14 protein-coding genes are annotated in these 13,006 nt (G+C 63.9%); 2 read left to right on the top strand and 12 right to left on the bottom strand.

Annotation, left to right across the window (positions count from 1 at the left end; all coding sequences use genetic code 11):
* Positions 1-19 precede the first annotated feature (19 nt).
* From CO656_RS14415 to feuN, 11 genes are all read right to left on the bottom strand, one after another.
* On the bottom strand, positions 20-1,417 hold the full coding sequence (locus CO656_RS14415; protein ID WP_037413605.1) for a HAMP domain-containing sensor histidine kinase: 1,398 nt from the start codon (positions 1,415-1,417) through the stop codon (positions 20-22).
* Positions 1,414-2,115: a response regulator transcription factor gene (locus CO656_RS14420; protein WP_037413603.1), complete on the bottom strand. Its 702-nt coding sequence runs from the start codon at positions 2,113-2,115 to the stop codon at positions 1,414-1,416. The genes CO656_RS14415 and CO656_RS14420 overlap by 4 nt, the downstream gene beginning before the upstream one ends.
* Positions 2,116-2,261: 146 nt before the next feature.
* Positions 2,262-3,827: a Do family serine endopeptidase gene (locus CO656_RS14425; protein WP_097526235.1), complete on the bottom strand. Its 1,566-nt coding sequence runs from the start codon at positions 3,825-3,827 to the stop codon at positions 2,262-2,264.
* A 317-nt stretch (positions 3,828-4,144) separates the two neighbouring features.
* A complete protein-coding gene (locus tag CO656_RS14430; RefSeq protein ID WP_037413599.1) occupies positions 4,145-4,600 on the bottom strand; it encodes a cytochrome c-type biogenesis protein in 456 nt (151 codons plus the stop codon).
* Positions 4,597-6,582 carry a heme lyase CcmF/NrfE family subunit gene (locus tag CO656_RS14435; protein WP_097526236.1) on the bottom strand — a complete coding sequence of 662 codons (1,986 nt, stop codon included), beginning with the start codon at positions 6,580-6,582 and terminating at the stop codon, positions 4,597-4,599. The genes CO656_RS14430 and CO656_RS14435 overlap by 4 nt, the downstream gene beginning before the upstream one ends.
* Positions 6,579-7,031, bottom strand: coding sequence for a cytochrome c maturation protein CcmE (gene ccmE, locus CO656_RS14440; protein ID WP_037413594.1), 453 nt, complete (start codon positions 7,029-7,031; stop codon positions 6,579-6,581). Before ccmE ends, CO656_RS14435 begins: the two co-directional genes overlap by 4 nt.
* Entirely contained in the window at positions 7,028-8,167 is a 1,140-nt protein-coding gene (ccmI, locus tag CO656_RS14445; protein ID WP_097526237.1) for a c-type cytochrome biogenesis protein CcmI, read from the bottom strand. The genes ccmE and ccmI overlap by 4 nt, the downstream gene beginning before the upstream one ends.
* A gap of 132 nt (positions 8,168-8,299) precedes the next feature.
* Positions 8,300-8,740, bottom strand: a complete 441-nt coding sequence (locus CO656_RS14450; protein ID WP_097526238.1) for a hypothetical protein — start codon at positions 8,738-8,740, stop codon at positions 8,300-8,302.
* 213 nt (positions 8,741-8,953) lie between these two features.
* A complete protein-coding gene (locus CO656_RS14455) occupies positions 8,954-10,339 on the bottom strand; it encodes a HAMP domain-containing sensor histidine kinase (RefSeq protein WP_037413579.1) in 1,386 nt (461 codons plus the stop codon).
* Positions 10,329-11,000, bottom strand: coding sequence for a two-component system response regulator FeuP (feuP, locus tag CO656_RS14460; RefSeq protein WP_064241031.1), 672 nt, complete (start codon positions 10,998-11,000; stop codon positions 10,329-10,331). The genes CO656_RS14455 and feuP overlap by 11 nt, the downstream gene beginning before the upstream one ends.
* A 40-nt stretch (positions 11,001-11,040) precedes the next feature.
* Positions 11,041-11,292, bottom strand: a complete 252-nt coding sequence (gene feuN / locus CO656_RS14465) for a two-component system FeuPQ modulator FeuN (protein ID WP_037379546.1) — start codon at positions 11,290-11,292, stop codon at positions 11,041-11,043.
* A 606-nt stretch (positions 11,293-11,898) separates the two neighbouring features.
* On the opposite strand from feuN, the gene CO656_RS30225 reads away from it, so the two are divergent.
* A complete protein-coding gene (locus tag CO656_RS30225) occupies positions 11,899-12,039 on the top strand; it encodes a hypothetical protein (protein ID WP_162843174.1) in 141 nt (46 codons plus the stop codon).
* 126 nt (positions 12,040-12,165) lie between these two features.
* On the top strand, positions 12,166-12,501 hold the full coding sequence (locus tag CO656_RS14475) for an MmcQ/YjbR family DNA-binding protein (protein ID WP_037413576.1): 336 nt from the start codon (positions 12,166-12,168) through the stop codon (positions 12,499-12,501).
* A gap of 6 nt (positions 12,502-12,507) precedes the next feature.
* Here CO656_RS14475 and CO656_RS14480 read toward each other — a convergent pair whose 3' ends face one another.
* Positions 12,508-12,975, bottom strand: a complete 468-nt coding sequence (locus CO656_RS14480; protein WP_037413573.1) for a YcgN family cysteine cluster protein — start codon at positions 12,973-12,975, stop codon at positions 12,508-12,510.
* Positions 12,976-13,006: the final 31 nt, after the last annotated feature.

Genomic DNA, 13,006 nt, shown 5'->3' on the forward strand with positions numbered 1-13,006 from the left:
AATTGCCGTGACCGGTGTATCAGGTCGTGCCGGCGGGGAAAACCATGCGAACCGTCAGGCCCCTTCCATCTGGCTCCGTCGCCGAGAGATCCAATGCGCCATGGTGCATCTCCATCACCGCCTCGACAAGCGAAAGGCCGAGACCGGTGCCGGGTTTGGTGCGGCTCTCGTCCAGCCGCACGAAGCGCTTGACCACTTCGCCGCGCATATTTTCCGGAACGCCGGGACCCTGATCGGCGACCGTCAGGGCGACATTGGCGCCGCTCTTCTTCATCTCGACCCGGATGAGCGGATTTTCCGCCCCTTCCGCATATTTGATCGCGTTGTCGATCAGGTTCCCGAGCGCCTGGCCGATCAGTTCGCGGTTGCCTGTAACAACGACGCCCGGCTCGATGTCCGCTTCCAGGCGCAGGGCAGCTTCCTCGGCGACCGGCTCGTAAAGCTCTACGCAATCCTCGACGATGCCGGACAAGGCGACATCGCTCATCTCAGCGATGGCGGAGCCCGCCTCCACGCGCGAAATCATCAGCAATGCATTGAAGGTTCGGATCAGTTGGTCGGATTCGCCGATGATTTCCTCGAGCGCGCCGTTCTGGTTGCCACCTTCCTTGCTGGCAAGCGCCGCTTCGGCCTTGTTGCGCAGCCGCGTCAGAGGCGTCTTGAGGTCGTGGGCGATATTGTCGGAAACCTGTTTCAGGCCCTCGTTGAGCTTCTCGATCCGCCCCAGCATCGCGTTCAGCGATTCCGACAGACGGTCGAATTCATCGCCCGATCCGCTCGTCGGCAGCCGTTGTGAAAGGTCTCCGGCCATGATCTTGGTGCTTGCCTCCGACATCCGGTCGATGCGCCTCAAGGCGTTGCGACCAATGCCGAACCAGATGACCAGTGCGCCGAGCCCCATGATGCCGAGCGCCACCACCAGGGCCTGGCGGACGAGAACGCGAAACTTTTCCGGTTCCTGCAAATCGCGGCCGACGAGGATGCGCAGGCCGTTGTCGAGCATGAGGACCTGGGCGAGCGCGACGTGGTTGCCGGTGCGGCTTTCGTCGGTGAAACGCCGGTAGTGAAAGGGCTCCGATGTCCAGCCCTCGTTGTCGAGCAGGCCCGGCTCGAGGCCGGCGACATTGCCGGCAAGGATCTCCCCGCTCGGCCCCGCAATGACATAGAGGTTGGCGCCCGGTTGACGGGCCCGACGCTCCAGCGAGCGGAGCAGGCCGTTGACGCCGGCACGCTCGTAGATGTCTTCGATCTGGGCCGCCTCGACGGCAATCCCTTCACGCGTCTGCTGCTGCAGGAGACGCTCGGACATGCCGGTGACGTAGAAGACGAGGAAGACGGCGCAAAGGGAGAAGAGGACGAGATAGAGCGCGGAGAGCCGGACCGCGGTCGTCCTGAACAGAACGCCGACTTTGCTCATGCGTCAGCGGTCCGATCGTCCTTGATCATGTAGCCGGCGCCGCGAACGGTTCTCAGCAACGGTGGATCGAAATCCTTCTCGATCTTGGAGCGCAAGCGGGAGACGTGCACATCGATCACATTGGTCTGCGGATCGAAGTGATAGTCCCAGACATTCTCGAGCAGCATGGTTCGCGTCACCACCTGCCCGGCATTCTTCATCAGATATTCAAGCAGCCGGAACTCGCGCGGCTGCAGCGGGATTTCCTTGCCCTGGCGGCGGACCGAATGGGAGAGCCGGTCCAGTTCCAGGTCGCCGACGCGGTAGACCATGTCCTGGTCCGGCGCTCCCTTGCGCCGGCCGAGCACCTCGACACGCGCCAGGAGCTCGCTGAAGGCATAGGGTTTGGGGAGGTAATCGTCGCCACCGGCGCGTAGTCCCGTCACCCGGTCGTCCACCTGGCCGAGGGCGGAGAGAATGAGCACCGGCGTATGGATGCCCCGGCGCCTCAACTCGGTGATCAACGACAGGCCGTCCCGACGCGGCAGCATGCGGTCGACGACGAGCACGTCGTAGGCGTTCTCGCTCGCCATGAACAGGCCGCTTTCGCCGTCGCTGGCGTGGTCGGAAACGATGCCCGCTTCGCGGAACGCCTTCGCCAGATAGGCGGCCGCCTCGAGGTCATCTTCAACTATCAGAATCTTCATACGGGTGACCATAGTCCCGGACCTCTGTTCGTCTCAACCGGTTTCGGGGTTTGCCTTGGCCGAATACAGCGTTCGGCCGAAACAGAAGACGCCGCGATATCGGCAAATGTCGCGGCGCCTCATCATCAGCCAGGATGGTGGCTTGCTCTTGCCGCGCCTCAGCTCTGCGCGATCGGCAACGCCACGAAGCGGCTTCCCTCGTCGGCCTCGATCTGGAAGAGCGCCTTGCTGCGGCCATCCTTCTTGGCGTTGTTGATCACCTTCAGGATGTCGTCCGCCGTCTTCACTTGCTGATTGTTGACGGAGACGATCTTCTCGCCTTCCTTCAGGCCACGATCGGCAGCATCCGAGTCCGGATCGACGGAGGCGATGGTGACGCCCGTGCCGTCTTCCGAAGGGGTGACCGCCAGACCGAGGTCGGCCAGTGCCTCTTCGCCAGCCTGACCCTGGTCCGTCTGTTCGTCGCGGGTATCCGGCGGCGTAGCCTTGGCCTCCTCCGGCAGCGTGCCGATCTCGAATTTGACGCTCTCAGACTTGCCGTTACGCCAGAGTGTGACCTCGGCGGTCGAACCGGGGCGCAGCGTTGCCACCCGGCGGGCCAGGTCGCGTGGATCCTTGACCGGCTCACCGTTGAGGGCGGTCACGATATCACCCTTCTTGATGCCCGCCTTCTCGCCCGGCGAACCCGCCTGTGGCTCGACCACCAACGCACCGCTCGCCTCAGAGAGGCCGAGCGATTCGGCGATATCCTTCGTCACCGGCTGGATTTGAACGCCGAGCCAGCCGCGCGAAACGGAGCCGTCCTTGATCAAGGCATCGACGACGTCCTTGGCGACGGAAGCGGGAATCGCGAAGGCGATGCCGACATTGCCGCCCGACGGCGAGAAGATCGCCGTGTTGATACCGACGACTTCGCCGGAGAGATTGAACGTCGGGCCGCCGGAATTGCCGCGGTTCACCGCCGCATCGACCTGCAGATAGTCGTCATAGGGGCCGGAGCCGATGTCGCGGCCGCGTGCCGAGATGATACCGGCCGTCACGGTGCCGCCGAGGCCGAAGGGGTTGCCGACCGCGACCACCCAGTCGCCGACCCGCACCCGGTTGTCATCGGCGAAGCTTACATAGGTGAACTTGCGGTTGGCTGCGTCGACCTTGAGCACGGCGAGATCGGTGCGGCTGTCCTTGCCGACGAGCTTGGCGTCGAGTTCCGTCCCGTCGTTCAAAATGACAGTGAAGGCGGAGCCATCGGAGACGACGTGGTTGTTGGTGACGAGATAACCATCCTCGGTGATGAAGAAGCCGGAGCCCTGGGCTCGCGGGCGCAGGCGACCTTCGCCACGCGGACCGTGGCGATCACGCCAGCGATCGGCCCGATCGCCATCGCGGGAATCGGGACTGCCGAATTCGCGGAAGAAGCGCTTCAGCGGGTGGTCGTCGGGCAGGTCTTCGAAACCGCGGCCGCCGAAGTCGAAGGTGAAGTTGCTCTCGTCGTTGGATGCCTGTTCACGGGCCTGGACGCGGACGGAAACGACGGCCGGGGAAACGGCGTCGACAACATTGGCGAAGCTCGGAACCGACGGAGCCTGCACCCTGACCGCCTCGGCGAAGGACTGGGTGATCTGCGCCGGCAGACCGGTCGTCAGCATGACTGCGGCAAGACCTGCAACCGTGGAGGTCTTCAGTGCGGTCTTCAGCGAGGGACGCGGAGTTTTGAACGTGGACATTCGTTTTGCCTTCTCTCTTGCGTGAAGCCGCCGCCGACAGACGGACGGCTTCGAAACTTTGATCACGAGCAAGGTATCCGGACCAATCGCCCGGAAGCCGCTCGTATGGCTGTGACTGGAGGAACAGCCGATGACGCAAGGTGTAACGGATGGGACCTTACTGGGTTCTGTCCGGAAGATGAATTTTTGGTAATGTTGCGACAGAGCAGAAATGAGAGGCCGGTACCCGATCCGCGGGTCCTCTCAAGGAACGGCGAAGCATGCCCTTAACGCGTATGATATTGCCGTTGGAACTGCCACCGGCAGTCGGCGGCTCCCTACGGGCCAAGCAGCTTGTCGAGCTCTTCCTTTTCATCCTTGGAAAGCGGCGCACCAGCTGGGCGCGTGCCGCGCCGGTGCGCGGCGACGACCAGCGTGACCGCACCAAGGACGAGCAGCACGACCGGCATGCCCCAGAGGACCAGTGTCTTCGCCTCGAAGCGGGGTTTCAGCAACACGAACTCCCCGTAGCGCGAGACCACATAGGCGATCACCGCCTCGTCACTGTCCCCGTTCTCGAGCCGCTCGCGCACGAGCACTCGCAGATCCTTGGCGAGTTCGGCATTGGAATCGTCGATCGACTGGTTCTGGCAGACCATGCAGCGAAGCTTGGCGGAGATTTCCCGGGCGCGCGCTTCGAGCGCCGGATCGGCAAGCACCTCGTCCGGATTGACGGCGAAGGCCGGCGCAACCGAAACAATACAGAGGAAGAGCGCGGCGAGGACGCGGATCATTCGACGGCTCCTGCGGCAAGCCTCGCCGTCCTGGCGCGCGACGGAGCACCCACCCTCAGGCGACGGTCGCTCAAGGAAACGATTCCGCCCGCCATCATGACGAGAGCGCCGCCCCAGATGCAGAGGATCAGCGGCTTCCACCAGATGCGCACGACGATGCCGCCGCCGGTCATCTCGTCGCCCAGCGAAACATAGAGCTGGCTGAGGCCGAAGGTCCTGATGCCGGCCTCCGTCGTCGGCATGCGGCGCGCCGAATAGAGGCGCTTGGACGACCAGATCTCGGTTACCTTCACGCCGCCGCGGCTGACGGTGAAGTGGCCGGTGTCCTCGGTATAGTTCGGCCCGCGACCCTCGCGCATGCCATCGAAGCGTATGCTATAGCCGCCGGCATCGACGAGCATTCCGGGCTTCATCTCGACGACGGTCTCCGTCTCATAGGCCGTCACGGCGACGATGCCGATCAGCGTGACGCCGAGGCCGATATGGGCAAGCGCCGTGCCATAGGCCGAGCGCGGCAGGCCAAGGAACCGCCGCAAGGCCACGCGGCCCGCCACCATGCCCAGGCCCGAGCGAAGCGCGACATCGGTGATCGAACCGACAATCAGGTAGACCCCAAGCCCGATGCCGAGGACGGCGAGAACGGGACCGCCATTCCTGGCATAGTAGACCGCGGCGGCGAAGAGCAGGCCGGCGCCGACGGCGGCGAAGAGCCGCTGGGCGGCGGCCAAGAGGTCGCCGCGTTTCCAGGCAAGCAGCGGCCCGAAGGGAACCGCAAACAGCAAGGGGAGCATCAACAGGCCGAAGGTCATGTTGAAGAACGGCGCGCCGACCGAAATCTTGTCGCCGGTGAGCGCCTCGAGCACCAGCGGATAGAGCGTGCCGGTAAGAACCGTTGCCGTCGCCGTCGTCAAGATCAGATTGTTGAGGACGAGCGCGCCTTCGCGCGAGATCGGCGCAAACAGTCCGCCGGACTTGAGGTGGGAGGCCCGGAAGGCGAAGAGCGACAGGGCGCCACCGATGAAGACGATGAGGATCACCAGGATGAAGACGCCGCGCGTCGGATCGGTAGCGAAGGCGTGAACCGAGGTCAGCACGCCCGAGCGCACCAGGAACGTGCCGAGCAGCGACAGCGAGAAGGTGAGGATCGCTAGGAGCACGGTCCAGATCTTCAGCGCCTCACGCTTTTCCATGACCAGCGCCGAGTGCAGGAGCGCCGTTCCGGCCAGCCAAGGCATGAAGGAAGCGTTCTCGACCGGATCCCAGAACCACCAGCCGCCCCAGCCGAGTTCGTAATAGGCCCAGTAGGAGCCCATGGCGATGCCCGCGGTCAGGAACGTCCAGGCGGTCAGCGCCCAAGGCCTGACCCAGCGCGCCCAGGCGGCATCGATCCGCCCCTCGATCAGCGCTGCGATCGCGAAGGAAAAGCAGACGGAAAAGCCGACATAGCCGAGATAGAGCAAGGGCGGATGAATGGCGAGGCCGATGTCCTGCAGCACCGGATTCAAGTCCCGGCCTTCCCCCGGAGCCGGGACGAGGCGGGCGAAGGGATTGGACGTCAGCAGGATGAAGAGCGTGAAGGCGGCGGCGATCCAGGCCTGGACCGCCAACACATTCGCCTTCAGACTTTCGGGCAGGTTGCGGCCGAAGCTTGCCACCAGGGCGGAAAAGAAGACGAGGATCAGCAGCCAGAGGAGCATGGAGCCCTCGTGATTGCCCCAGACGCCGGAGATCTTGTAGATCAGGGGCTTCATCGAATGCGAGTTTTCCCAGACGTTCCTGACGGAGAAGTCGGAGGTCACATAGGCTAAGGTCAGCACCGCAAAGGAGAAGGCGACGAGCAGGAAGGAGACGATGGCGGCACTGCCCGCGAGGTCGACCAGGGCCCGATCGCCGCGCCGCACGCCGAGGAGCGGCAGCACCGACTGGATGAGCGCGGTCGCGAGCGCCAGCACCAGCGCATAATGTCCGAGCTCGATGATCATTGAATGTTTTCCTTCCCGCCGAGCGTGACGCCCTGAGCCTTCAGGCGGTCGGCCACGTCCTTAGGCATGTAGGTCTCGTCATGCTTGGCAAGCACCGTATCGGCAACGAAAACTGAACTTCCAGCGGCGAAGCTCCCCTCCGCCACGACACCCTGGCCCTCGCGAAAGAGGTCCGGAAGTATGCCTGTGTAGGTCACCGGCACCGTCGCGAGCGTGTCGGTGACGCTGAAGGTGACGGTCTTGCCGTCGCCGCGCTTGACCGAGCCCGCTTCCACCAGCCCGCCGAGGCGGATGCGCGTGCCCGGCGCGAGATCCGCCTTGGCAAGGTCGCCGGGGACATAGAAATAAGCCACGGCCTGGCTGAAGGCGAACATGACCAGAAGGACGGCGGCCGTCAGGAAGCCGACCCCGCCGCCGATGATCGCCAGGCGTTTCTGCTTACGCGTCATTCTTTCGCTCCGCCGCCATCGATGCCGAGTTCGCGCCCGAGAGCCAGCAATTGCTGGCCCTCATCGCCGCTGGCCGGAAAGGCCTGCAAGCCGTCGCGTAGAGCATTCTCGGCCTTATCTCTTTGATCGAGGACAACATAGGCCCGGATCAGCCGCATCCAGCCCTCGAAGTTGTCCGGGTCTTCCTTCAGCCGGCCGGCGAGACCGTCGACCATGCCGCGGATCATCTCCTGACGATCGCCGGCGCTCATTCCCTCGGCGGCGGCGATATCCTCGGAGGTCGGGTTTCCCGGCGCTGCACCGCCGGCAACGGGCGTGTCGGCGGAGAGCTCGGCGATATGCTGGTTGACGAGCGGCAACCACGGCGCCCCCGCGGGCGACGTGTCGGCAAGCTTGCGGAAGGCCGCGAGCGCGTCGCCGCGCCTTCCCTCCTGCTTGAGGCCGAGGGCGAGATAGAACTCCGAGCGCGGATCATTGGCATCGAGAGCCAGCGCCTTCTTCAGGGCATCCTGCGCCGCTGCCGTCACAAGGCCGCCGGACTGCACGATGAGGCCCTCTGCATAGCCGCCAAACCTGGCTGCCGTCGGCCCGAGCAGGCGGAGGGCGCGGTCATAGGCGGCAACCGCGTCGTCGACGCGGCCGTTGCGCATGTAGATCGGCGCAAGCAGGTCCCACCCTGCCCCGTCGTCCGGGTTGAGGGCCAGGTGATTTTCCGCCTTGGCGATCAGGATGTTGACGTCTTCACCGGGATTGGCGAGCCGCGCCGCAAGCGGCTGCGCCGGCACGCCGGGATTGCCCGTCGTTAAGTAAAGACAGAGCCCGACGGTCGGCAGACAGAGGAGGATGAACACCTGCGCCAGGCGTTTCGAGCCAAGCCGCCTGGACGCCGCAGTGGAGGTGTCGGCGGCGTGGGCGGCGATCAGGCGGCGGCCGATTTCGGCCCTGGCGAGTTCCGCGTCTTCGTCGCTGATCAGCCCGGCCTCACGGTCCCGCGTCAGTTCCTCGAGTTGGTCGCGGTAGACCTCGATGTCATGGCTGTGAGGAGACGGGAGGGGCGGCGCCGCCCGCATCAGCGGGAGGACAAGTGCGACAGCGACAGCCGCCGTCAAGATGGCGACGAGGATCCAGAACAACATGGATGCGAAATACTATGAGGCTCCCGGCTTTCCAACTCGAAAACCGAGAATGACGGAGATTTGAGGCGTTTCGCCGCAAGCCGTGCCGGTCCTGCAAGGCAGTCCGCCTACGGGCAACGCGCCGCGTCCGGCTCAGGTCAGCGGCGACCAGGTGCCATTGCTGTTGCGGCATGCAGCACCACGGGCCGTCGAGGACTGACCCTTCACGACCACCGTGTGGCTGTACTGACGGCAATTCTGTGAGCCGACCTGATAGGGGGCGGCAGCAACAACCGAGCCGCTGACGCCGCGGCCTTCCCATGCCACCGGCTGGCCGCCGGGAGCCGCCTCGAGCGCACGATACTCCGCCTCGAGTGCGCGCTGCTGGTCGGATTTGCCGAGGTCGATCGTGCCGAGGCGCGCGATGACGCCGCCTTGCAGGGCCTCGATATAGGCGGCCGATGACGCTCCACCCGCACCCAGACTCGCAACGGCCACGCCCCCGCGCTGACCGCCCGAAGTCCCGCAGCCGGCAAGAGCGACGGTCGACGCGACGACCACGATTCTGCCGCTCAAGGCGACGGCTCGCCCCATATCTGCGTTAATCCTCTTGATACGCGACAACTTAACCCTCGTTGACCGGTTGCCGCCCCGCGATCCGATCGATCGCGTCAAAGCGGCGGCGCTTTCGATTTTCTTTTTGCACCCCCAGCCTCGCTAGGCAACCGCGCGCCGTGGACGACGGGGTATTTTCGACTGCCGGTGTGACCGTCGGATCACGGCTTGAACGGAGGCACCCCACTCCCGCTAGACGGCCGCCGGCAGAACGAGTTTGGCCCTCAAGCCTCCCTCCTCGCGTCGGCTGAGTTCGACGCTGCCCTGATATTCGCCGACGATTTCGCTGACGATCGACAGTCCCAGGCCGGTGCCGGGCTTGCTTTCGTCGAGCCGCTTGCCGCGCTTCATCGCCAAAGCGATCTGATCCGGATCAAGCCCGGGGCCGTCATCGTCGATCTTGAGCACGATCCATTCGCGGCCGGACTCCTTGCTGCGCTCCTGGTCGGTGGCGGGCTCGACGCTGAGGACGACGTGATCCCGTGCGTAGCGCGCGGCATTTTCGAGCAGGTTGCCGACGGTTTCCTCGACATCCTGCTGTTCCATCGCCAGCACCAGCCCCGGCGGAATGATCGACAGGCTGAACTGTTTTTCCGGATTGAGCCGCCGCATCACCCGGACGATCCTTTCCAGAGCCGGCTGAGCCTCGGTCCTCGCCAGAATGGAACCGCGCTGCGCCGCAATGCGAGCACGGCTGAGATAGGACTGGACCTGCGTCTGCATCGCGTCGGCCTGGGTCCTAATCAGTTCGCCGTGGGGGACCTCGAGAACCCGCGCTTCGTTGAGCAGCACGGCGATGGGGGTCTTCAGAGAGTGGGCGAGATTGCCGACCTGCATGCGCGCGCGTTCGATGATGCGGCGGTTGCTGTCGATCAACGCATTCACCTCGTTGGCAAGCGGCTGAATCTCGCGCGGAAAGGCACCGTCCAGGCGCTCGCTCTGGCCCGTACGGATTTTTTCGAGCGAGCGGCGCACCTGGTCCAGCGGCCTGAGGCCGAAGAGAATGGTCAAGGCGTTCACCCCGAGCCCGCCGAGACCGAATATGGAGAGCGCGATCGTCAGGTTGCGGGTGAAGCGGTCGATGTCCGCCTCCAGGACGTCGCGGTTGCCGGCAACCCGGAAACGCGCCGTATGCCCCTGGATGTCGAGCACGACTTCCGTCTCGGCCACCTCGACCTCGTTTCCGAACGGATCCTCGGTGGTGTAGAAGCGCTCGTAGCGGATGTCGAAGGGAACCTCGTCGACGCTGACGATCGGCAATTTGGCGGATCCGAGAGACGTCGACAGCAAGGGCGGCGTGTCGAATTCGCCGATCGGCTCGACGATCCAGTACCAACCGGTCTGCGGCTGGGAAAAGCGGAGGTCGCCGAGTTGCGGGCTGCCGGTCAGGGCTGCCTTCTCGTCGACCGAGATGGAGTTGATGACGTTATAAAGCTGGGCGCGCAAGAGGTCCTGGAAGCCGCGTTCGGAGCCCTGCCGGTAGAGCGCCGAGATCACCACTCCGATCACGACGAGGGCGACGACGGCCCAGACGGTCGAAACCGCCAGAACGCGCGCCGTAAGGGATCTAATGGCCATTGCCGGGTGCTTGCATCCGATATCCGAGACCACGCACCGTCTCGATCAGGTCGTTGCCGATCTTCTTGCGGAGCCGGCCGATGAAGACCTCGATCGTATTGGAATCGCGGTCGAAGTCCTGATCATACATGTGCTCGACAAGTTCCGTGCGAGAAACTACCTGCCCCATGTGATGCATGAGGTAGGAGAGCAGCCGGAATTCGTGCGAGGTCAGCTTCAGCGCAACACCGCCGACTGTCGCCTTCGAGCCTTTCGTGTCGAGGCGGACCGGGCCGCAGACGATTTCGGAACTCGCATGCCCGGCGGCGCGGCGGATCAGCGCCCGGATGCGGGCGAGCACCTCCTGGACGTGGAAGGGCTTCGCAACATAATCGTCGGCGCCGGCATCGATCCCCGCCACCTTGTCGCTCCAGCGATCGCGAGCGGTCAAGATCAGCACCGGCATCGTCTTGCCGTCCGCCCGCCACTTTTCCAGCACCGTGATGCCGTCCATTTCCGGAAGGCCGATGTCCAGAATGATCGCGTCATAGGGCTCCGCATCGCCGAGATAGTGGCCCTCCTCGCCGTCATAGGCCTGGTCGACGACGTAACCGGCTTCCTTCAGCGCTTCGGCGAGCTGCCTGTTCAGATTGACGTCGTCCTCGACTATCAGGATGCGCATCTTGCTCTTACTTCCCTTCGCTGACGGGCGCTGCCGATGCCTACATCGGCACCTTGACCGTCACCTTCTTCGGCCGCCCGCCATTGCCCGGGATTAGCACGGTCACGACGCACTTGCCATCGGCTGTCGGCTGGGCGGAGAGCAATTCGCCGCCTGTCTCCGCCACGACTTGCGCCGCCGCGGCGCTGCAGTCACCCGCCACGCGAACAACAACCCTAGGCACGTCAACGGCAGGCAGCGAAAAACCTGCGAGGCCTGCGGCGAGCGCGACTATGGTCACTGATGAAGACATGAACGCACTTTCGACTTGGGAAGATCATGGCGACTTGGGAAGATCATGGCAAAATCATTAGCCGATGGAGGCTGAATGGCAAATGAATGTCGGCCGCCGGGTCCCGCGGCATCGCGCAGCAGGCATCGGCACGACAGACCCTAAAATCCACCGGAAATTGCAATGCCCGCGCAGCCGATCCGTTAAGACCTTTGCGTCACACTCTTGGGAGGACGGCAGGCCGTACTGAAGACGTGCGCCGAACTCCGGCTCGGCAGCGCCGTTTCGCGAGTCGGCCCGAATCCCTTGCGGCGTTTTCTTCAGAATTCGATTCCGGTTCTTCGGACGCCTCGTGAGAGAGCTCGGAAGGCGAATGCGGACAAGCTCGCAAATCTTTGGAGCAGCCTGCCTTTTTGGCTCTCAAATGGTTCTTAGGCCGATAGTTTCAAAAGCCAACGCGATTGTGAAGCCATCCGCGCCGGGAGGACACGAGCGGCTGTGGACGAGCGCGAAGTTAATCGATTTAAAGATTTTTCAATCGTTTAAATAGTTTAAGGCCCTGATTTACAAAGTATTTGCCATATGAAATGGTCCGCCTGACCCAACCGTCTTGCACAGGAGGACCGGATGCAGACACTCGCGAAGAAGCCGCTCGTAGCGCCGCAATCCAGGATTCCGCAATCGCTGCTCGATCGTTTCGAAAGCGAATGGCGCGAAATGCGTGTGGCCAGCGAAACTGCTCAGAAGCCCGTTCCGCCTGCAGAATAGCGCTCGCGCTCGGCGATCATTCGCCTCGATATAGCAGTCCCCACCCCATCACAGCATCGTCTCGCGCCCGCCCCAACGGCGGGCGCGAGTTTTTGTCAATTGGCGATTTCGTGCTACTCTTTTCGGATGCTAACCGAAGAGATCGAAAAGCTGGCGCTCAGCCTCCCCGGGACGCAGGAAAACGCCCATTTCGGCACGCGCGACTTCCGCGTGGGCAAGCGCATATTCATGACCCTGCCGGAAGCGGGGCGTGCCGTCTTCAAGCTGACCCCCGATCAACAGCGCATGCTGCTCGAAATGGAACCCGGCGTCTGTGCCGCCGTGCCCGGCGGATGGGGCGCCCGCGGCTGGACGTCGCTCTATTTCGTCGAGGCCGACGAGGAGCTCATTCGCCAATCGCTGGAGACCGCCTGGAGAAATGCCGCCCCGAAGAGCCTTGTCCGGAGAAACGGCGGCCACTGACGACAACTACTCGGCCGGTTCCAGTCCGACTTCCAGGGGCCAAGTAACCAGATAGTCTTCGTAATCTTCGATGTCGATGCCGTCCTCGGCGATGGTGCGCCCGCGCACCGAGATGCCGGCCGCGTGAACCGTTTCCGGATCGCCCGAGACGAGCGGGTGCCACCAGTACAAATCCCTTCCCTCGGCAACCAGCCGATAGCCGCAGGTCGGCGGCAGCCAGCTGATCTCCCGCACCGCCTTCGGCGTCAGTTGGACACAGTCGGGAACCGTCGCCTGCCGATTGTCGTAGTCCTTGCAGCGGCAGTTCTCGCCATCGAGCAGCGTGCAGCGGATCGAGGTCCAGGCGATCTCGCCCGTGTCCCAATCCTCCAGCTTGTTGAGACAACAGAGTCCGCAGCCGTCGCAGAGGCTTTCCCATTCGGCGTTGGTCATCTCGTCCAGGGTTTTCGTTGTCCAGAAAGGCATTTCGCCCATTGCGTCACACTTTCGTCACTTCCACGCCAAC

It is taken from the genome of Sinorhizobium sp. FG01 (assembly GCF_002531875.1).
Taxonomy (GTDB): domain Bacteria; phylum Pseudomonadota; class Alphaproteobacteria; order Rhizobiales; family Rhizobiaceae; genus Sinorhizobium; species Sinorhizobium fredii_C.